The following is a 20,397-nucleotide window of genomic DNA, read 5'->3' as shown; positions in this document are numbered from 1 at the left end:
GCGCACGGGGAAATCGTCGCGCCGGCGCCCCGCGACGTCCTCCGACGGCGGACGGCCCCCCGTACGCAGTCCTGCGTACGGGGCCGGCGTCGAAGCGCGCTCTGCGTCGTAGCCGGACGGGACGGGACGGGCGGTCGGCGTCACCTGCCCGGCAGTATGATCCTGGGCCATGAACACGGCAGGCACCCCCTCGCCCGGCACCTCCCCGATCAGAGTCCTGCTCGCCGACGACGAGCGTCTGGTGCGCTCCGGTTTCAAGGTCCTGATCGACGTCGAGGACGACATCGAGGTGGTCGGCGAGGCCACCGACGGTGCCGAGGCCGTCGAGCGGGCCCGTGCGACCCGTCCCGACGTCGTGCTGATGGACATCCGGATGCCGAAGCTCGACGGGATCCGGGCGACCGGCGAGATCGTCCGGACACCGGGGCTCCAGCAGGTGCGGGTGCTGATCCTCACGACCTACGAGACCGACGCGTACGTCTTCGAGGCGTTGCAGGCCGGTGCGAGCGGCTTCATGCTCAAGGACGCGGGACCGGCCGAACTCCTCCACGCCATCCGGGTCGTCGCCGCCGGCGACGCGCTCCTCGCCCCCCGCATCACCCGGCGCCTGATCGCCCAGTACACCGCGCAGCGGATCACCGCGCGGGCCGGCGAGGAACAACTGGCCGTCCTGACCCAGCGCGAACGCGAGGTGCTGGCCCTCGTCGGCCAGGGCCTCAGCAACGACGAGATCGGCGCCGAGCTGTGCCTGAGCCCGGCCACCGCCCGCACCCACGTCAGCCACGCGATGGTGAAACTCGGCGCCCGCGACCGCGCCCAACTGGTCGTCATCGCCTACCGGACGGGGCTGGTCACCCCCTAGGGCGCACGCCGTGCGGTGAGTACGGGCTGGTAGTAGCCGCTGGCGGCCGGCGTGTGCCAGGTGATGCCGGTGAAGCCGGCTTCGGTCACGAACGCCGTCAGCTCCGGCGGTGTGAGCGCCCAGTAGGTGGTGCGGCGGACCCGTACCTGCCAGGTGTGCGCCTCGGGGATGAGCTGGACGTGTTCCAGGTCATAGCGCTCGCCGTCCTCGTGCCAGTGCCACAGCTGGAAGGTGATCACTCGGCCGTCGCGGGTCTGCGAGACCTGGAGGGGTGTCGTGGTGGGTCTGGTCCGGCGTGTCTCGGCGTAGGGCCGGACGGTGATGAGCAGCAGTCCGTCGTCGCGGAGCACCCGTCTCATGCCGAGGAGTGCGGTGCGGAGGTCGGGCCCGGTGAGGAGGTGCGGGAGTGAGTTGTCCGTGCAGAGGACGACGTCGAACGACCGTTCCTTGAAAGGGAGTTGGCGCATGTCGGCCGCTGCCGTCGGGAGCCGGGTGCCCCGGGCCGCCGCCTCGGTGGCGGCGCGTGTGGCGGCGACCGGGCTCAGGTCGCCGCCGATGACCCGGTGCCCGGCGAGGGCCAGCCCGATGGCCTGGGTGCCGATGCCGCACGCGCAGTCCAGGACGGTGTGCGGGCCCGTGCCGAGGGACGCGCGCACGAGTCCGTCCAGTGCCTCGGCCTGGCGGGTCATGCTCGCGTCCCAGTCCTGGAACATCAGGTGGTAGTCGTGGGCCAGATCGTCGTAGAAATCCCGCGCGGAGGACTCGGCCATGGGGTCCACGGTAGTGCGGGGAGTCCGGCGGCGGGCTGCCGGACTCCCCGCGTCTCAGCGGGCCGCGCTGGGGGTCGGGGGGCCGTCCAGGTCCCGCAGGTCCGCGTGCGGGTCCTCGTGGGCGGGGACGGTGATGCCCGTGAAGGCGCGGACCTGCAACTCGGCGAAGCCCGCGTCGTCGCGCTCGTCGCTGCTGACGGTGCCGAGGTAGCCGAGCAGGAAGGCGATCGGCGTCGAGAGCAGTCCGGGCTCGATGTCGAAGAGCTTGAAGTCGAGGTCGGGGAACATGGCGGTGGTCGGATCGCCCGACACCCCGTTGGAGAAGACGACCATGACCAGGGTGACCGCCATCCCTCCGTAGACCGTCCACTGCAGTCCCCGGGTGTTGAAGCGCCGCCAGTACAGCGAGTAGAGGATCGCCGGCAGCACCGTCGCGGCCCCCAGGTCGACCGCGGTCGGGATGAAGAGGTGGGTGAACAGGGGCACCATCGCGCCGCCGACGACGATGGAGACGGCCCCGATGACCAGCACGTTGCGCCGGATCTCCGCCAGTTCGTCGGCCGGCTGCGGCGTGCGGTCGCGCGCCGCGTTGAGGTCCTTGGTGAAGGACGTCACCCCGTTGATCAGCAGCCCGGCGAAGATCCCGGCGACCGAGATCAGGGCGAGCCCGCCGAACACCCCGGACGCCCATGGCCCGCCGAGGTCGTCCACGAGCTTGGGCAGGGTGATGTCACGGTGCTCGGAGCGCATGCCGAAGTTGTTCGCGCCGAGGATCGCGACGGCGCCGAGCCCGAGGATCGCCATGCACTGGTAGAAGCCGACGGCGACGATCGACGCCCAGCCGGCCGCCTTCCGCGCGTTGCGCGCGCTGGTCGCCACGTAGAAGCGCATGAAGACCCAGGGCATCCCCATCCCGCCGACGGCGATGCAGAACAGCTTCGACAGGTGGACCCACGGATCCTGGTCCGAGAGCGGGGTCGAGCCGTCGCCGAACAGGCGGCCGGGGCCCAGGAGGTCGAAGCCGCGGGCGTCCGGTTTCGCGTTGGCCTCGGCGTCGTCGAGCAGGCCGAGGATGTTCATCTTGTACTTGACCAGCACCGCCGCGGTCAGCAGCACCACGAACGCGCCCATCAGCACCGTCTTGAGCGCGAGCAGCCGGGTGACGCCGAGCATCCCGCCCATATGGACCCATGCGATGGCGACGGCGCCGACGACCGCGACGACCAGCCCGCCGAACGCCAGGTTCGGTTCGCTGCCGGTGTCGAACATGCGGATGGCGACCTGTCCGATCGCGGCCAGCATGGAGACCATGAACATGGTGTAGGTGGTCAGGGTGATCACGGCCGACGCGATCCGCGCGGGGCGCTTGCGGGCGCGCAGCACGAACAGGTCGCCCATCGTGTGGCCGCCCACGTTCCGCATGGGCGAGGCGTAGATCAGCACCCCGAGCACCGAGCCGATCGTGAACGCCGTCATCATCAGGATGGCGTCGTAGCCGTTCAGCGCGATGTGCCCGACGATGATGATCACGGTCGAATACATGATGAACGCGCCGAGGTGCGCGAGGGTGTTCTGCCCGGTCGGCACGCTCCGGTCCGCGAGGAGGAAGCCGTCCGGGGTCCGTGCGCTGTCGCGCGCCGACCGTACGACGAGGAACACCACGGCCGTGAGGACGACGGCGACCCCGGCGGCGATGCCGGGCGCCGCCCAGGTGTTGTCGACCGGCGGCAGGTGCGGAGCCGCGAGGATCCCGGTCACCGGACGCCTCCTTCGACGTCCGCCCGGATCCGGTCACTGAGCGGATCCAGCCGGGTCCGGGCGAAGCGCAGGTAGGCCGTGGTGACCAGGACGACCAGGTTGAGCGACAGGAACACGGCCAGCAGGCCGACGTTGAGGGGGCCGACGAGTTCCTTCCGGAAGAGGTCCGGGGCGAAGGCGGCGAGGAGGATGACGAGGAACCACCACCCGTAGAAGATGCCGCTCGCCCAGGCGATGAAGGTATTCGAGGTGCGCCGCAGGGCCCTGAACCGGGGGCTCTCGTGCAGCGCGACGTAGCGATCACCATCCGCAGATGGCTCGATCGTGCCCATGACACCTCCGCTGTCCGGGACGTCGTGATGACGAATGTCGTCGTGGGTGCGCGCTACAGCACTCTCGGCCCGGCCCGCCCCCACGCGCATGGCCCATTCACGGGATTCCGTCACGCCATCGCGACCGGGGGACAGCGCCCGGGACGCGGCCTATGCTCTGACCGTCAACGGCCGCGAGGAGGGGTCTGTATGACCGGCACCGAGAGCCAGAGCGCCCTGGCGAGCGTCCGCTACATCGTCGACGACGTCCAAGCCGCGATCGACTTCTACACCACACACCTCGGCTTCACCGTCCTCACCGCGCACCCGCCGGCCTTCGCCGACGTGGTCCGAGGGCCGCTGCGCCTGCTCCTGTCCGGCCCGCCCAGTTCAGGCGCCCGCGCCACTCCCCCGGACCTCGCCGGCAGCGGACGCAACCGCATCCACCTCGTCGTCGACGACCTCGACGCCGAGCGGGACCGGCTCCACAAAGCCGGTGTACCGCTCCGCACCGAGATCGTCTCGGGCCCCGGCGGACGCCAGCTCCTCCTGGCCGACCCCGCCGGCAACCTCGTCGAACTCTTCACCCCGGCCCCAGGCCGCTGATCCCCGCCCGGTCAGACGGTGTGGCGCGAGCGGGCCGCCGCCACGCCCCCGATGGCCATGGCGATCAGGGCGAGGACGACCGCGACGACGCCTCCGCCCTGTCCGTTGCCGGTGCCCGCGTCGGCGTCCGAGGAGGCCAGGGCGATGGCGGCGACGACGGCGCCGGCGAGGCCGAGGGCCACGGCGATGAGGGCCCGGCGTGGTCCTTGGGTGTTGGCCGAGCGCAGGGCCCAGATGCCGATGGCCACACCGGCCAGGGCGAGCAGCAGGGCGGCTCCGGAGATCGCCCGGCCGGAGCCGCCGCTGTCCTCCTCGGCGAGCGAGACCTGTGCGGCCGCCGGTGCGACGAGGGCGAGCACGCCGAGCAGGGCGGCCGGCAGGGCGGTGAGGGAACGTCGGACGGACATGGAGGGTTCCTTTCCAGAGGCTTGGGCGCGGGGGCGGAAACGGGTCAGACCTTGATGCCTCCGCCGACCTCGGCCGGGGGTGTGGGAACCGTCTTCGACCCCCAGCGTCCCGGCATCCACCAGTTGGCCTTGCCGAACAGCTCCATCACCGCGGGCATCAGGACCATCCGCACGACGGTGGCGTCGATGAGGACGGCGATGGACATGCCCACGGCGCCCTGCTTGACGCCGACGTCGGGCCCGAGGACGGAGGTCATGAAGACGGCGATCATGATGGCGGCGGCGGCCGTGATGACCCGGGCGGTCCGTGCCAGCCCCCGGGTGACGGACAGCCGGGTGTCGCCGGTGCGCTCGTACTCCTCGCGGATCCGCGAGATCAGGAACACCTGGTAGTCCATCGACAGGCCGAACAGGACCGGGAACATCGTCATCGGCACCCAGCTCGTGACCGGCATCTCGGTGGGGAACCCGAAGAACGAGCCGAGCCATCCCCACTGCACGATCGCGACGACGACACCGAAGGCGGCGCCGATCGACAGCACGTTCATCACCGCGGCCTGGAGCGCGATGGTGACCGAGCGGACCAGTCCGAGCATGAGCAGCGTGGCCAGCGCGATGACGACGCCGATCATCAGCGGCAGTCGTTCGGCGGAGTCCTCGGAGACGTCGATGGTGGTGGCGTTCGGTCCGCCGATGAGGACCTTCTCGCCGCCGGGTGTCTTCGGCAGGACGTCGTCGCGGAGTTCGTGCACCAGGTCCGCGGTCGCCTCGTCCTGGTAGCCGGTCGTGGGGAAGGCCGTGAAGGTGACGGCCTTCCCGTCCTGGCTGACCTGGGGCGGTGTGGTCTGGGCGATGCCCTCGGTCCCGCGGACCGCGGCGACGACGGGGCTGAGATCGGCGTCCGCGGAGTCGACCTCGGTGGCGAAGATCAGGGGTGCGCCGAAGCCCGGCCCGAAGCCCTCGGACAGGATCTTGTAGGACTGGTAGCTGCTGCGGTCGCGGGGCTGGACGCTGGCGTCGGGCTGGCTCAGCCGCATGTCCAGCATGGGCGCGGCCAGCACCAGCAGGAACCCGCCGGCGAGGAGCGCGGCGACCAGCGGCCTGCGCTGCACCACCCCGGCCCAGCGCTCGGCGCTGGTGGGGCGCTGGGGCTCGTTCTCGGCCTTCCGGCGGCGGGAGGTGCGCCGGGGCAGCCGCAGCGAGTTGATCTTGTGGCCGGTGAATCCCAGGAACGCCGGCAGCAGGGTCACCGCGGCGATCATCGTCACCAGCACCGCGATGGACGTGGCGACGGCCACCCCGGTCATCAGCCGCTGGCCCATGACGATCAGGCCGAGCAGGGCGATGACGACGGTCAGTCCGGCGAACAGCACGGCGCGGCCGGCGGTGGAGATGGCCGTGACGGTCGCGGTCTCGGGGTCGTGGCCGTCCCGCAGGCCGTCCTTGTAGCGGGTCACGATGAACAGGGCGTAGTCGATGCCCACGCCGAGCCCGATCATCACGCCGAAGATCGTGGTGAAGTCCGGCGCGGGGGCCAGGTGCCCGACCAGTTTGATCAGCGCGAGACCGGCGGCGAGCGCCAGCAGCGCGGTGACGATCGGCAGGCCCATGGCGACCAGCGAGCCGAAGGCGATGAACAGGATCACGGCCGCCGCCAGGATGCCCACGCTCTCGGCGGGACCCTGCCGGGGCGTCTCGGCCTTCTCGGCCATGTAGCCGCCGAGCCCGAGGGCGACGCCGTCGCCGGAGGCGTCCTTGACCACGTCCACCAGGGGTTTGACGTCGCTCTTGCCGACGTCCTTGTCGGTCAGCGGGATGGTCATGCGGGCGATGCGGCGGTCCTTCGTCACCAGGTTCGTGTCCTGGTAGGGCGAGACGACCGGCCCGGTGACGGACGAGTCGGAGATGTCGGCGACGACCTTCTCGATCGTGCGGCGGGCGGCGGGGTCGTCGATGCCCTTGTCCGCCTTGATCGCGAGGGTCAGCGTGTCCCCCGACCGTTCGGGGAAGTGCTTCTCGATGAGTTCCTGCGCCTTGGCCGACCCGGAGTCGCCGCCGGAGAAGTCGTCGTCGGAGGGGGCGCCGAAGGTGAAGCCGACGAACGCCACGACGAGCACGCCGACGATCCAGGTCAGCAGGACCAGGCGGCGACGGCGGTAGCAGTAGCGGCCCAGTCCCGCCAGAGCTCCATCCGTGCGTGGAGTCTCGGTAGTCATCACTGCTCCTCAGTAGATACGGGGAGATCGGCCGGTCACATCGGCGATCGTCCCGTAGGCGAGGTGGCCGCGGCCTCTGCCGACGGACGGTCGTGCCTACGCAATCGGGCGTAGTGCGCAGTGCTGCGGCGCGCCTGTCGACGTAGCACGTCGCGCGTCCGGACGGAGCGTCCGCCGAGGGCCCGAACAGTAGGATCACGGTATGAATCTCCGCCCCGGGTCACTCCCGCCGCGGGTGCTGACCCACGATGTGCCGCTCGCGCTCTTCGTCACCGTCATGCAGGTCCAGGGGACGGTCGCCCTCGCCGCCGCCAGGGGGACCGACCAGCATGCGCTCGCCGACTTCGGGCACCTCGGACACGCGCTGCTGGTGGTGGGCGGCCTCGTCGTGGCCGTCCGCCGGATGTGGCCCGTGGCGGTGTTCGCCGTCGCCGCGGTCGTCAGCCTCGTGTACTACGCCTTCGACTTCCCGGACGGGTACGGCTGGCTCGGGCTCATGGTCGCCCTCTACACCGTGACCGCCTACGGCGACGGGCGCCGGTCCCTGGCGATCGCCGGGGTGGGGACGGTGGTCCTGGCCTCCGGGTGGCTGTACGCGTCGGCCGACGTCGAGCCGCGCGAGGCCATCGGCTGGGTGTTCTTCCGGATCGGTGTGGCGGTCATGAGTACGACTCTCGGGGAGTCCGTGCGGTCCCGGCGGGTCATCGCCGCCGACGCCCAGGAGCGGGCGGAGCTGGCGGAGCGGACCCGTGAGGAAGAGGCGCGGGCCCGGGTGGACGCCGAGCGGCTGCGGATCGCGCGCGAGGTCCACGACACCGTCGCCCACGCCATCGCGATCATCAACGTGCAGTCCGGGGTCACCGCGCACGTCCTCGACAAGCGCCCGGAGCAGGCGCGCGAGGCGCTGCTGACGATCGAGCAGACGAGTTCGCGGACGCTCCAGGAGATGCGGGCCATCCTCGGCGTCCTGCGGGGTGACGACGACGAGCCCGTGCCGCACGCGAGCCTGGAGCAGATCGGCGACCTCACCGCCGAGGCACGCGCCGCCGGACTGGACGTCACGCTGACGGTGGACGCGCCCGGGGCGCGGCTGCCGAGCGCGGTGGACAGCGCGGCCTACCGGATCCTCCAGGAGTCGATCACCAACATCATCCGGCACACCGGTCCGACGCGGGTGACGGTCGCGGTGAACACGGGCATCGACCATCTGGAGATCCGCGTCACCGACCAGGGCCGCGCCGCCGCGAACGGCACCGGCACGGGCCGACGGGACAAGCCGGGCCGCGGGATCCTGGGCATGCGCGAGCGCTGCCAGCTCCTCGGCGGGGACTTCGACGCCGCGCCGACTCCGGGCGGGGGCTTCGAGGTCACGGCACGGCTGCCCCTCGCCCCGACCGGGTCGCTTCTCTGATACACCGCGTCAGAGTGCCGACTACCAACACGAGTAGTGGTCGGCCGGAGGCGGCCGGACCGGTTTCACCGCGGCAGGGCCCGAATTACGGTGCGGGAATCGAGAAATCGACGGAGAGGACGATTCCCGTGACGGATTCAAGGCGGCTGACGGATTCAGGGCGGCCACGCGGCAAACGCCTCAGGTACGCGGTGGCCCTCGCCACGGCGGCGGCTCTGACGGGATCCCTGACCAGCGCCGTGACAGCCTCCCCCCGGAAAGCGGCGGCGACTTTCGACCTCGACCACGGAAATGCCGTGGTCGAGGCCGTCTATCCGTATCTCAGCCCGGTGTCGCGGGCGAATTTCACGGGCAGCAGCCCCGTGAACAGGGATCTGAACATCCTGGTGGAGGTGCCGTGGTTCGACGCCATCGCCCCCTACCACCCGACGGCCGTGGGCATCTTCTCGGACCTCGGCCGGCGGCCGAGCGCCGAACACACGACGCGCAACAAGAACATCGCCGTCCTGTACTCCGCTTTCACGTCATTGAACAGGGTCCACCCGGCGCACAAAGCCGAATGGCGCGAAATGATGGAGCGGGCGGGTCTCGACCCGGACGACACCGAGGAGGATCCGGCCACGCCGAGCGGGATAGGAATCCTCTCCGCCAAGAACGCTTTCGCGGCCCGCGAGGGTGACGGCACCAACCGGGACGGTGCGGAGGGCGGTCGCCGGTACAACCGGCAGCCCTACGCCGACTACACGGGATACGCGCCGGTCAACTCCGCGCAGCGGCTGCGCGATCCGTCGCGCTGGCAGCCGAACACGTTCTCGGCGAAGGGTGTCTTCACCTCCCAGGAGTTCGCCCTCCCCTACTTCGGGCGGGTGCGGCCGTTCACCTACGACAGCCCCACCCGGTTCAAGGTCCCGCCGCCGTGGCAGAGCGACCACCGCAACCGCGCGGCCTACAAGGCCCAGGCCGACGAGGTGCTGAAGGCGTCGGCCGGTCTGAACGACCGTCAGAAGGTGTCGGCCGAGCTGTTCCACACCGTCTTCGACGCCTACGGGACCGTCGGGGGGCTGCCGGTCATCCTCGGGGGCAAGTACGACACCGAGAAGACGGTGCACTTCACAGCCGTCCGCGACATCGGGTTCTACGACCTCACCATCGCGACATGGCACTTCAAGCGCGCCTACGACTCGGTGCGGCCCTACAGCGCGATCCGCCACCTGTACGGCGACAAGAAGGTGACGGCGTGGGGCGGGCCCGGCCGGGGCACCGTCGGCGACATCACGGGGAACGAGTGGCGGGCCTACCTGGACGCGTGGCCGGCCGACCACCCCGTCAAGGCCCCCGACAGCCCCGCCTACCCCTCCGAGGCGGCGGCGGAATGCCTCGCCTACGCCCAGTTGACGCGGCGTTTCACCGGCACCGACTCGATCGGCATCACCTATCCCGTCGCCAAGGGCGCCTCCCGCGTGGAACCGGGGGTCACCCCGGCCCAGGACATGACGCTGCGCTGGGACAGCTGGACCGCCTACGCCAAGGACTGCGCCGACAGCCCTCTCCTGGGCGGCAAGAACTTCCGTCCCGCCATCGAGGCGACGTCCCGGTACGCGCCGCAGATCGCCGATCTGGCCTACGAGTTCGTCCAGGGCAAGGTGAACGGCGGCTGATCCGCCCGGCCCACGGCAGGCGGCTGCCGGCGAAGCTCTGAAGCTTCGCCGGCAGTGGTCCGTCCGTTCCGCTGTCGCCGTTCAGGCCGCGTACCGGAGCAGGGACGCCGTGCCCCGCACGCGGTGGCGCACGTGGCCCAGCGCGAGGAGTACGGGGGCGTCGGTGAGGACGGGGATGTGGTAGGGGAACGGGCGGGGGCCGACCATGTCGGGCGGGCCGCTGTAGCCGCCGTCCGGGTTCTGGTGGGCGAGCAGCCAGGTGAGGGCGCGGCCGACCGGGCGGGACTCGGTGCCGTAGCACAGCGTGATCAGGCCGTAGGCGGTGCTGATGTCGTCGCTGGGGTCGCCGGGCCGCATGCCCCAGCCGCCGTCGGTGTTCTGTGTCTCGCGCGCCGAGCGTTCGATGCGTTCGGCCATGCGGGCCGTGCGGTGGTCGTCCGGGGGCGCGGCGCAGGCCGCGAGGCGGGCGCGGAACATCGCGTGCAAGCGGCTGCGGCTCCAGCCGGGTTCGAATCCCCCGTCGGGCAGTTGGCTGTCGGCGAGGAACCTCAGGGCACGCGTCCGGGCGGGCCCGGTGGAGGGGTGCGGGGCGAGCGCGTTGACGGCCGCCGCCGTCATGCACGGTTCGGACGCGGCGCCCGCGACGTACGTGGGGAATCCGCCGTCGGCGCCCTGGACGGCCAGCAGGCCGCGCACCCCGCGCTGTACGGCGCCGGCGTGGGCGGCGGGGTCGACCGTCTGGAGGAACTCCAGGGCGCACGAGGTGCAGTCGACGTCGTTCTGGGCCACCCGGGGGCCGAAGGACCAGCCGTCCGCGAGCGGTGTGCCGCGGGAGAGGGACCGGCACAGGGCGCGCCGCGCCGGGTCGGGTGCGTGGGCGGCGAGCGCGCGTGCCATCGCCTGGGGCACGTCCGGGGGTGCGCCGGCCGCGGTGAGGGCGAGGCCGGCGGTGGCCGAGCACCAGTGCTGGAGGTCCGTCACGAACGGGAAGCCGCCGTCGTCGCGCTGGTGGCGCAGCAGGGTCCGTACGCCGCCGCGCACGGTCTCGTCCTGCCCGGGGACGCCGGCGAGCGCGTGCAGCGCCAGCAGGTGCAGCAGCACGTACCCCTCCCAGACGGCGGTCTCCGGGTGGACGGCGGTCAGGGTCCGCAGCGCGGCGGCGGTGGCCGCGTTGTGGACGCCGGTGGTGTGGGCGAGGACCAGGGTGACCGCGGCCTGTTGGACGGCGGACCAGGAGTGCGCGGGGTCCGTCGGGGCCTGTTCGTCGGCGGCGGGGCCGGTGTCGGGCGGGACCGGGCAGCCGAGGAGCGACAGCACGGCGTGGAGCATTCTGCGGCGGCGGGCGGCGATGAACGCGGGGGCGGCGCCGAGGAGGGCGCCGGTCAGCTTGTCGACGATGTCGGCGTCGCCCGCCGATGCCCGGCCGGTGGCCCGGCCGACGGCCAGGGTGGCGATGACGCGGTCGAACTCCTGGGCGGAGCCGAGGTGTTCCTGGAGGTAGGCGAGCACCCGGCGTCGGGCGGGCGGGGCCGCGCCTGTGCGGGTCAGCAGGGTCAGTGCGAGCGCGGACTCCAGGACCCGGCTGTGGCATGCGCCGCGTATCGCGCCGGTGGCGTCGACCTGGTCGCTGACATGCGTGATCAGTCGGGAGGTGGCCGTGCGCAGGTGTTCCGGGTCGATGTCGGCGGGGCACGGGACGAGGGCCTTCTGTAATGCGTTCACTGGTTTCATGGTTATTCCTGACTGAATTCCTTTTGGTCGCGCGGTGGTTCAGATGAAGGCCACGGTCCCGGGATTCCACTTGTAGTGGGTTTCGAGTTTGTGGTATTCGCCGGTGGCTGTCGCCGCGACGCCGTAGACGTATTTGCGTCCGGGGCCGCCGTAGGGGACGCTCTGCGCGAATTTCTCCAGCCGTGGGTCGACGGGGACGGGAAGGCTCGACAAGTCGGTGGTCGTCACGCCGAAGCAGAGCCGTCGGATTCCCGGGGATTCCCAGTCGAGGGTGGTGTAGAGGCCGAACGACCGGCCGGCGAGGGCGAGCAGGTGCTCGCTCGGTTCCGGCAGTCCGAGGTCGTGGAGCATCGTCCGGATGCCGTCGGCTTCGCGGCAGGCCGGGGGCACGTCGTTGAAGTACACGTTCACGGTTCTGTGCGGGTAGTCGATCGCGGTGAAGGCGACTTTGTCGTCCAGTCCGTGCTGGCGGAAGAAGTCGGCGCGGTCGGCGAGGCCGCGGGGCATGGCCGGGATCGCGGCGAGTTCCGGGAGCTTCTGGAGGTCGTCCGGGGGGAATCCCGCGTAGACCTTCGCGAAGCCGTTCACCACCCCGAAGTCGATGCCGTACCCGTCGACCGGGAATCGTTCCTCGATAGAGGAGAGGAGAGCGCCGACGGGATGGTCCGTCGTCGGGGTGAGCCCTTTCGACAGGGCCAGGGGGTAGGGGTTGCGGTTCTTGGGGTGGGTGACGAAGCGGCAGTCGAGATCGCCCGTGTGCTGTGCGTCGGTCGCCGATCTCAGGGCCAGGGGCATGGCGTGGGTGAAGGCGTCCCCGTAGGCGGACAGGATCGCCCGGACCGTGTCGCGTGCGGGGGTGACGCCCATGCGCCTGGCGGTTTCGATGACGGCCTCGTAGATGTCCGCCGTCCCGGAATTCCCGGACATGTGAACTCCCCGTCTATCGCGTCGCGTAGAGGCGTTTGTGGTCGGCGAGTCCGACGAGCCGGTACGGCCCGGTGGTCTCGTTCGGTGTGGGGTGGTCGCCGCCGTCGCACGGGAAGGACCGTTCGTGCAGGTGGCGGTACCTGTCGTAGCCGATCTCCGTGCGCCGGCCGATCGCCGTACGGTTCGCGGCGGTGCGCAGCCGCGCGCGGTATCCGGGGACGACGGTCCCGGCGAAGAACTCGGCGACGCTGCCGGACCCGTAGCTGAGGAACCCGACGGCCCGGCCGCTCAGGTCGTCGGCGTGGTCGAGCAGCGCGGCCAGGCCGACGTACAGGGACGCGGTGTAGCTGTTGCCGATCTCGGCGTTGTAGGCCGTCGTGAGCCCGACGGCTCGGGTGACCTCGGCCTCGTCGACGGTGCGCCCGCAGTGCTGGAGGAGGTGGCGGTGCGCCTTGTGGGCCATCTTCGTGAACGGCTGGTGGTAGCAGAACGCGCTGAACTCGTCGAGCGTCCGGCCGCCGCGCTCGGTGTAGTCCTTCCAGGTCCCTTCGACGGCCTGGAGGTAGGCGGAGATGGACTCGCGGCCGTCGACGAGGGCAGTCGTGAGGTAGTTGGGGCGCCAGAAGTCCATGATGTCGGCGGTGAACACCCCCGACGGCTCCTCGATCCGCACCAGCGCGGGGTCCGCGCCGATCAGCATGGCCACCGCCGCCGCGCCCTGCGTCGCCTCGCCCGCCGAGCCCAGTTCGTAGCGGGAGACGTCGGCGGCGATCACGAGGACCTGCTGCGCCGGGTCGCGGTGCACGAGGCCGGCGGCGAACTGCAGGGCCGCCGTCCCGCTGTAGCACGCCTGTTTGAGTTCGACGACGCGGGCGGCGGACGGCAGCCCGAGCAGGGAGTGGACGTAGACGCCGGCCGCCTTCGACTGGTCGACGGAGGACTCCGTGGCGAAGACGACCGTGCGGATCCGGTCGGCGCCGTGCCGGGCGACGACGGGGGCCGCGGCGTCGGCGGCCATCGTCACGACGTCCTCGTCGGCGGCCGGGACGCTCATCGCGTACTGGCCGATGCCCTGGTGGTACTTGGCGACGCGGGCGCCGTTGTGGGCGGCCAGCGTCGCGTGGGTCAGGGCGTACTGGGTGGTGGCGAAGGACAGGTCGTGGATCCCGATGGGGGCGGCAGCGGGCATCACTGGCCTCCGGTCCTGGTGGTCGCGGTGCCGCGTTCCAGCCGGACGTGCGTGCGCATGAGTTCGCCCGGGTTCGTCTGGGCCGCCATCAGGGAGAGTTCGCCGCACAGCACGGTCGCGGCGGCGATGACGGCGAGGCGGCGCGCGTTGTCGCCGGGTTCGCGGGCCTCGCGGCAGCCGAGCCGGGTCAGGTTCTCCTCGACGAAGTCGAGGCCCTTGCCGTTGCCGACCGTTCCGACGATCAGGTTGGGCAGCGTGCAGGAGAAGTAGAGGTCGCCGTCGCGGTCCTCGGCGACGGTGACGCCCTGGGAGCCCTCCACGATGTTCGCCGCGTCCTGGCCCGTCGCCAGGTAGAAGCCGAGCAGCATGTTGGCGTAGTGCGCGTTGGCGGAGCGGATGCCGCCGGCGAGGAGGGTGCCGATCAGGTTCTTGCCGGTGTTGAGGTGGGCGATCGCGGCGGCCGTGGTGCGCAGCGAGGTGCGGACGACGTCCCGGGGCAGGAGGAGTTCGGCGACGACGCGTTTGCCGCGGCCCAGGATGCCGTTGACCGCGGTGGCCTTCTTGTCCGTGCAGTAGTTCCCGGAGATCGATCCGTAGGTGATGCCCGGGACGGCCTTCAGGAGGTGGGTGAGGAGGGCGTCGGCGGCCAGGGTCGCCATGTTGTGGCCTGCGGCGTCGCCGGTGGTGAACTCGAAGCGCAGGAACAGCAGGTCGGCGACGATCTCGTGGTGGAACCCGATGAGTTCGACGAACCGTCCGCAGGTGCGCACGACGTCGCGGAGTTCGTCGAGGCGGGCGTCGACCTCCAGGGCGGCCAGGTGCGCGGTGTGCGCGTCCCGGGCGCGGACGAACACCGAGCGGGTCATCCGCTCGTCGGTCAGGGTGGTGACGATGCCTGGTTCGACCAGGGTGGACAGCCTCGCGCCCCGGGCGACGGACGGCCACAGCGGTGACTCGTAGGTGGCGAGCGGTACCTGCGTCTCCAGTGCGGCGACGTTCCCCGACAGGCGCAGGGGACCCACCCATTTCATGGGAACGCCGGCGACCGCGGTGGTGTCGGTCATCGGGTGCCTCCGATCGTCTCGTGGTGCGTGGTGCGGGAGTCGGTGGTGCGGGAGCGGGTGGCCAGCCGTCGGGTGTCGATCGCCCGGTCGGCGCAGAAGGCGCGCAGGTCGCCGTGGACGAGGACGTCGCAGCGGGCCAGGTCGGCGGGGGTGCGGGCGCCCAGCGCGGTCATCAGGGCGGTGAGCTGGTCGGTCCAGGAGCGCAGCAGCGCGGTGAGGGCCGGTGCTCCGCCGTCGAGGACGGTCCTGAGGAACAGGCCGGACGCTCCGGCGGCCGAGGCGCCGAGCGCGAGGGCGCGCGCCACGTCGAGGGGGTGGCGGACGCCGCCGGAGGCCAGCAGCGGGAGGCCGATGCCCTGGGCGTCGAGCAGACAGGCCGGGGTCGACTGTCCCCACCCGTCGAGGTAGGCGTAGTCGGGCCGCTCGCGCCGGTCGTTCTCGATGCGGGCGAAGTCCGTGCCGCCGCTGCCGGAGACGTCGGCCACCCGCACGCCGGTCTCCTTGAGCCGGGCCAGGGTCTCGCGGCTGAGGCCGAAGCCGACCTCTTTCACGATGACGGGGACGTCGACGCCGGCCGCGATCTGTGCGATGCGCGGCCCCCAGGCGGCGAAGGACCGGTCGCCCTCGGGCATCACCGTCTCCTGGATCGCGTTGAGGTGGATCTGCAGGGCGTCGGCGCGGAGCAGGTCGACGGCCCTGCGTGCCTTCTCGACGGTGGCGTTGGCGTTGACGTTCGCGAGGATGAAACCGTCCGGGTTCTCCTCGCGCATCACGCGGAAGGTGTCCGCCACCGACGCGTCGGCGAAGTAGGGGCTCACGGATCCCGTGGCGATGGCGATGCCGGTCTCGCGGGCGGCGATGGCCAGGTCGCGGTTGATGGCGCCGGTCGTGGGGCTGCCGCCGGTCATCGCGTTGATGTAGAGCGGCGTCGGCCAGGTGATGCCGCCGAAGCGGGTGGTCAGACAGACGTCGCGGCGGTCGATGCCGGCCAGGGCGTGGTGCACGAAGGACACGTCGTCGAACGGGTTGTGCCCGCTGTGCCTGCGGTGTTGTTCGGTGGCGTACCGGACGTGGGCGTCCTTGCGGTCGGCGCTCATGGCGTGCTCCCTGTCGTCGGCCGGGGGTGGATCGGCAGGGGGCGGATCCCTGCGGCGGCCCACCGCTGGTGCAGGCGTGCGGTGTTCGGGGCCGCGGTGGCGTCCAGGAGGGCGATGCCGCAGTCGCCGCCGCCGGCGCCGGAGGGTTTCGCCGCGCCGCCGACGGCCTCGGCGGCGTCGCACAGCGCCGTGAGCCCGGGGGTGAAGATGCCGAGGCCGGCCGCGTCGTCGAGGTCGGCGAGGATGCGGCGGGCCCGGCGGACTTGGTGCAGGAGTTCGTCGTCGTCGCCGCGTTCGAGGGCGCGGATCGCCGCGCGCACACAGGTGTCGCTGGCTTCGAGGAAGGCGCGCTGCGGCGGGCTGCCGCGCCACTGCCCCGTCTCCAGGCGGGCGGTCAGTGAGGAGGTGCTGGCGGGTTCGCCGGTCCAGCCCACTTCCAGGGCCAGGGCGCGGGGCGGGGGCAGCGGGGTCACGGCGAGGCCGGGCCAGGGGGCGCGCAGGGCGCGGTCGATGCCCTCGCTCCGGGCCAGGGCGAGCACGGCCGTCCGGTCGGGGGCACGGTAGGCGACCCAGCCGCCCCAGACGCTCGCGGCGAGGTCGCCGCCGGAGGCGCGGGGGTCGCGGCGCGCCGTGGCCAGCAGCGCCAGCCGGAACCGGTCCCCGGGGGACAGCTCCAGTCCGTGGTGGGCGGCCACGGCGTCCACCGTGGCGACCGTCACCGCGCCGCTCGACCCCAGGCCGAACTTGGTCCCGGCGCGGTGCAGCCGGCTCACGATCGACACGCGGACCGGCGATGGGCGCCGTCCGCGCTCGGCCAGCAGTCCGTCGACGACGTCGATCGCCTCCACCACGGGGCGCGGGCGCGTGCCCGGTGGGCCGAGGTCGGTCTCGATGACGGTCTCGGGGCCGTCGGCCGGTGACACGGTGACGCTGACGTGGCGGTCGACGGCCGTCAGGATCGCCGGGCGGCCCGGTTCCAGGACGGCGTACTCGCCGGCGACGAACAGCTTGCCCGGGGCGCGGCGGGTGACCGTGCGGCCGGCGGTCACCGCTCGGCCTCCGTCCGCAGCCGGGCGCCGGGGCCGCGCCGTGCGGTGAGGACCGTGCAGCCGGGGGCGGCGTCCCGGACCGCGTCGGCGACGCGGGCGGCGTCGGCGGGGTGGCAGAGCACCTTGACGTTGGGGCCGGCGTCCATGGTCGCGTAGGCCGGGACGCCGTCGGCGCGCAGCCGCAGCACGCCGTCGAGCACGGACACGGTGGCCGGGGACAGGTAGCGCACCGCCGGGCGGGCGGCCAGCATCGTCGCGTGCATGCCGAGGGCGTTGCGTTCGGCGATCTCCCCCACCGCGTCGAGATCGCCCCGGGGCAGCGCCGCCCGCAGCTCGGCCAGGTCGGCCGCGCAGGAGGCCGCCCACGCCCGGTGGAGCGGCGAGGTGTCGACGGTCCGCCGCATCGCGGAGCGGCTGGAGACGGCCTTGGCGCCCGGGTCGACGAGCGCGATCACCAGTGCCGGGTCGAACGCCGGGGCCGCCACCGGTTCCGCGTAGGAGCCGAGGTCGGCGGCCTCGCCGCTGCCTGGTCCCGCGTGGCAGATCGCGAAGCCGCCGAAGAGAGACCGGGCGGCCGACACGGACCCCCGGCGGGCCAGCCGCGACAGCGCGGTGCGGTCGAGGGCGAGTCCGTAGGCGGCGGCGCCGGCCAGGGCGAGGGCGGCGAATCCGCTCGCCGACGACGCCAGACCGGCCCCGGTGGGAGCGGCGTTGCGGGTGTCGACGACGGCCGGTTCGGCGCGCCCGGCCCGTTCCCGCAGCAGGTCCAGGAAGCCGACGACGCGCTGGCGTGCCTCGCCGCGCGCGGGTGAGCCGTCGAGGGTGACGCTGTCGGCCGGCGCCTCGGGGGCCAGGTGGACGGTGGTGGTGGTCGGGAGGACGTCCAGGGTCATCGACAGGCTGTCGGCGCAGGGGACCATGAGCTGTTCGTCGCGTTTCCCCCAGTACTTGATCAGGGCGATGTTCGGGTGGGCGACGGCCGTCGCGCTCGTGTGCCGGTCAGTGCGCATGCCGTGTGCCTCCTCCCGCCGGCACGGTCCAGGTCCGGACGGCGCCGGCCGCGCTCAGGGCGTTCGCGACCGTCTCGGCCCGGCCGGGGTCGTCGGCCAGCGCGATCAGGCAGCCGCCCAGGCCGCCGCCGCTGATCTTGGCGCCCAGGGCGCCGGCGGCGAGCGCGGCCTCCACCAGGGCGTCGATGCGGTCCGTGCTGATCCCGGCCTCGCGCAGCAGCCGGTGGTTCGCGGTCATCCGCGCGCCGAAGTCGCTCCACCGGCCGCGGGTGAAGTCCCGCACGGCCGCGTCGGTGAGGTCGGTGACCTGGCCGACGAACGTGTCCCGGGCATGTGGCGCGCGCTCGAACCGGCGGCGCAGCAGCTCCACCGCGTCCCGGGTGGCGCCGCTCACGCCGCTGTCCGCGACGACGAACAGCCCGCCGGACGCCTGGGGAAGTTCCCTGCCGGTGCCGGCGCGGAACAGGAGGGGGGCGGTCGCTCCGGTGGCGAGCGCGTCGATGCCGCTGGCCCTGCCGTGCGCCACCTTCTCGGACGCCTGGACGAGTGCGAACGCCGCCCGCGCGTCGAGGCGGCGGCCGAGGAGGTCGGCGAGGGCGGTGACCGCCGCGCGGGCGCAGGCGGCGCTGGAGCCGAGCCCCCGGCCCTGCGGGATCGCGCAGTCGATGACCACGTCCGCGCACAGTCCGTCGACGCCGGACCAGCGCGCGAACTCCGCGACCAGGGCCCGGAATCCGCGCGAGGAGGACGCCGTCCGTGGTGGGTCGCCCATCGCGAAGGTGATCCGGTCCGTACCCGGGCGGCGCGTCGCGGTCGCGGTGACCGTCAGCCCCGGCAGCGGGATCGCCAGGGCCGGCGCACCGTACACGACGGCGTGTTCGCCGAGCAGGATGGCCTTGCCGTGAGCGCGTCCGCTGCCGGTGCGCCGCCGCTGCGCGCCCGGCTCGTCGGCGCGGCGCGCCGTCCCCGTCGTCTCCATCAGCGCACCCGCTGCGTGGCCTTGACCGCCATCGCGGCGAGCTGCTGTTTCGCGGACCCGGTGGCGTCGCTCGCCTCCAGCACGGCGACGGCACGGCCGGCGCGGCGCGTGATCTCCCGCTCGATGTGGTCGACGGCACCAACGTCGGTGAGGACGGCGCGGGCGCGGGCGAGGTCGTCGGCGGTGAGGTCGGTCCCGATCACGGCCCGCAGGAACGCCGCCGCCTTCGGGTCGCGTTCGTCCGCGTGTTTCAGCGCCGTCGCGAGCAGGACCGTCCGTTTGCCCTCGCGCAGGTCGTCGCCCGACGGCTTCCCCGTCACCGCCGGGTCGCCGAAGACGCCGAGCAGGTCGTCGCGGAGCTGGAAGGCGATCCCGATGTCGGCGCCGAACGCCCGGTAGGCCGCGACGAGTTCGGCGTCGGCGCCGGCGATCGCGGCGCCGAACTGCAGGGGGCGCTCCACGGTGTAGGAGGCCGTCTTGTACCGGTCGACCAGCAGCGCCGCGTGGACGTCCTCCTCCTCGCGGGCCTGGCTGATCAGGTCGAGCAACTGGCCGTACATCACCTCGGAGCGCACCGCCGACCACACCGGTGCGAGCCGGGTCTGCGCGTCCGGGGGCAGCCCGGAGGCGCGCACCATGACGTCGGCCCACACCAGGGCCAGGTCGCCGACCAGGATGGCGGCGCCCGCGCCGAAGGAGCCCGGGTCGCCGCAGAAGCGGCGCATCCGGTGCCGCTCGGCGTAGACGACGTGCGCGGCGGGACGGCCGCGCCGGGTCTCGGACGCGTCGATGAGGTCGTCGTGGATGAGGCCCGACGCGTGCAGCAGCTCGAATCCCGAGCAGGCGCGCAGCACCGCCGGGGCGAGCGGATCGTCCGGGTCGCCGCCGGCGCCGGTCCAGCCCAGCCAGGCGAAGGCAGGGCGGATGCGTTTGCCGGCCCGCAGGACGTAGTTCTCCAGTTCGGCGACGGTCGCCGCGAAGTCCGCGCCGAGCGCGGCGGCCTCGGTGCGGCGTTCCGCGAAGAAGTCACGGAGCGCGCGGTCGATGGCGGCCGGTTCCACGGCGGCTCGGAGACTGCTGACGGGCATGCTTCAACTCCCGGTCGAGGGGAATGCGCGGAGATCGGTCACGTCGCGTACGGGCCGCTTCCCGGGCCCTTTCAAGGGGATTTCGGAACGACACGAACGGTAATGACGAAGTATCAGCGCTGCCCACTACTCAGGCGGGTAGTGCGAATTCGACCGAGCATTTCCGCCGCGCCGCATGACATCCCGTATAACTGGACGGGCCACACCGATCGTTTGACTCGATCACCGATGGACGCCGGTTATCCAACTGGCCAGTCCGGACAG

Annotated in this window: 18 protein-coding genes; 4 read left to right on the top strand and 14 right to left on the bottom strand. The window is 72.3% G+C overall.

Annotated elements, in window-relative coordinates:
• Positions 1-169: 169 nt before the first annotated feature.
• Positions 170-862, top strand: a complete 693-nt coding sequence (locus tag IAG44_RS38320; protein WP_187751660.1) for a response regulator transcription factor — start codon at positions 170-172, stop codon at positions 860-862.
• Here the strand turns inward: IAG44_RS38320 and IAG44_RS38315 are convergent.
• Genes IAG44_RS38315 through IAG44_RS38305 form a run of 3 tightly spaced genes read right to left on the bottom strand, consistent with a single transcriptional unit; the run spans position 859 to position 3,722 of the window.
• Positions 859-1,632, bottom strand: coding sequence for a class I SAM-dependent methyltransferase (locus tag IAG44_RS38315; RefSeq protein ID WP_187751659.1), 774 nt, complete (start codon positions 1,630-1,632; stop codon positions 859-861). The two genes, IAG44_RS38320 and IAG44_RS38315, sit on opposite strands and share 4 nt — an antisense overlap.
• Positions 1,633-1,686: 54 nt before the next feature.
• Positions 1,687-3,390 carry a solute symporter family protein gene (locus IAG44_RS38310; RefSeq protein WP_187751658.1) on the bottom strand — a complete coding sequence of 568 codons (1,704 nt, stop codon included), beginning with the start codon at positions 3,388-3,390 and terminating at the stop codon, positions 1,687-1,689.
• The gene (locus IAG44_RS38305) at positions 3,387-3,722 is read right to left on the bottom strand and encodes a DUF485 domain-containing protein (RefSeq protein ID WP_187751657.1); all 336 of its coding nucleotides are present in this window, start codon (positions 3,720-3,722) and stop codon (positions 3,387-3,389) included. Before IAG44_RS38305 ends, IAG44_RS38310 begins: the two co-directional genes overlap by 4 nt.
• A gap of 189 nt (positions 3,723-3,911) precedes the next feature.
• Here IAG44_RS38305 and IAG44_RS38300 point away from each other — a divergent pair, with 189 nt between their 5' ends.
• Positions 3,912-4,307 carry a VOC family protein gene (locus tag IAG44_RS38300; protein ID WP_187751656.1) on the top strand — a complete coding sequence of 132 codons (396 nt, stop codon included), beginning with the start codon at positions 3,912-3,914 and terminating at the stop codon, positions 4,305-4,307.
• Positions 4,308-4,318: 11 nt separating this feature from the next.
• Here the strand turns inward: IAG44_RS38300 and IAG44_RS38295 are convergent, their stop codons facing one another.
• The gene (locus IAG44_RS38295) at positions 4,319-4,714 is read right to left on the bottom strand and encodes a DUF6223 family protein (RefSeq protein ID WP_187751655.1); all 396 of its coding nucleotides are present in this window, start codon (positions 4,712-4,714) and stop codon (positions 4,319-4,321) included.
• A gap of 44 nt (positions 4,715-4,758) precedes the next feature.
• The gene (locus IAG44_RS38290) at positions 4,759-6,930 is read right to left on the bottom strand and encodes an MMPL family transporter (protein WP_187751654.1); all 2,172 of its coding nucleotides are present in this window, start codon (positions 6,928-6,930) and stop codon (positions 4,759-4,761) included.
• A gap of 202 nt (positions 6,931-7,132) precedes the next feature.
• Here IAG44_RS38290 and IAG44_RS38285 point away from each other — a divergent pair, with 202 nt between their 5' ends.
• Both IAG44_RS38285 and IAG44_RS38280 read left to right on the top strand, forming a co-directional pair.
• The gene (locus tag IAG44_RS38285) at positions 7,133-8,341 is read left to right on the top strand and encodes a sensor histidine kinase (protein WP_187751653.1); all 1,209 of its coding nucleotides are present in this window, start codon (positions 7,133-7,135) and stop codon (positions 8,339-8,341) included.
• A gap of 128 nt (positions 8,342-8,469) precedes the next feature.
• Positions 8,470-9,999 carry a DUF6851 domain-containing protein gene (locus tag IAG44_RS38280; protein WP_246562402.1) on the top strand — a complete coding sequence of 510 codons (1,530 nt, stop codon included), beginning with the start codon at positions 8,470-8,472 and terminating at the stop codon, positions 9,997-9,999.
• A gap of 81 nt (positions 10,000-10,080) precedes the next feature.
• Here IAG44_RS38280 and IAG44_RS38275 read toward each other — a convergent pair whose 3' ends face one another.
• Genes IAG44_RS38275 through IAG44_RS38235 form a run of 9 tightly spaced genes read right to left on the bottom strand, consistent with a single transcriptional unit; the run spans position 10,081 to position 20,133 of the window.
• Positions 10,081-11,730, bottom strand: a complete 1,650-nt coding sequence (locus IAG44_RS38275; protein WP_187751652.1) for a prenyltransferase/squalene oxidase repeat-containing protein — start codon at positions 11,728-11,730, stop codon at positions 10,081-10,083.
• Positions 11,731-11,769: 39 nt separating this feature from the next.
• Complete coding sequence (locus IAG44_RS38270; protein ID WP_187751651.1) at positions 11,770-12,657, bottom strand: aromatic prenyltransferase; 888 nt, start codon at positions 12,655-12,657, stop codon at positions 11,770-11,772.
• Between the two features lie 13 nt (positions 12,658-12,670).
• A complete protein-coding gene (locus tag IAG44_RS38265; protein WP_187751650.1) occupies positions 12,671-13,846 on the bottom strand; it encodes a hydroxymethylglutaryl-CoA synthase in 1,176 nt (391 codons plus the stop codon).
• Positions 13,846-14,910, bottom strand: a complete 1,065-nt coding sequence (locus IAG44_RS38260; RefSeq protein ID WP_187751649.1) for a hydroxymethylglutaryl-CoA reductase — start codon at positions 14,908-14,910, stop codon at positions 13,846-13,848. The genes IAG44_RS38265 and IAG44_RS38260 overlap by 1 nt, the downstream gene beginning before the upstream one ends.
• Positions 14,907-16,007 (bottom strand): type 2 isopentenyl-diphosphate Delta-isomerase, encoded by a 1,101-nt coding sequence (gene fni, locus IAG44_RS38255; RefSeq protein WP_187751648.1) that lies wholly within the window; start codon positions 16,005-16,007, stop codon positions 14,907-14,909. The genes IAG44_RS38260 and fni overlap by 4 nt, the downstream gene beginning before the upstream one ends.
• Positions 16,004-17,056, bottom strand: a complete 1,053-nt coding sequence (locus IAG44_RS38250) for a phosphomevalonate kinase (RefSeq protein ID WP_187751647.1) — start codon at positions 17,054-17,056, stop codon at positions 16,004-16,006. The genes fni and IAG44_RS38250 overlap by 4 nt, the downstream gene beginning before the upstream one ends.
• Positions 17,053-18,066, bottom strand: coding sequence for a diphosphomevalonate decarboxylase (gene mvaD / locus IAG44_RS38245; protein WP_187751646.1), 1,014 nt, complete (start codon positions 18,064-18,066; stop codon positions 17,053-17,055). The genes IAG44_RS38250 and mvaD overlap by 4 nt, the downstream gene beginning before the upstream one ends.
• Entirely contained in the window at positions 18,056-19,045 is a 990-nt protein-coding gene (gene mvk, locus IAG44_RS38240; RefSeq protein ID WP_187751645.1) for a mevalonate kinase, read from the bottom strand. Before mvk ends, mvaD begins: the two co-directional genes overlap by 11 nt.
• A complete protein-coding gene (locus IAG44_RS38235) occupies positions 19,045-20,133 on the bottom strand; it encodes a polyprenyl synthetase family protein (protein ID WP_187751644.1) in 1,089 nt (362 codons plus the stop codon). Before IAG44_RS38235 ends, mvk begins: the two co-directional genes overlap by 1 nt.
• Positions 20,134-20,397 lie beyond the last annotated feature (264 nt).

Origin of the sequence: Streptomyces roseirectus (assembly GCF_014489635.1) — a bacterium.
GTDB classification, from domain to species: Bacteria; Actinomycetota; Actinomycetes; order Streptomycetales; family Streptomycetaceae; genus Streptomyces; species Streptomyces roseirectus.
Note: the sequence above shows the minus strand (reverse complement) of the source record. Positions and strands in the feature narration are given on the sequence as shown.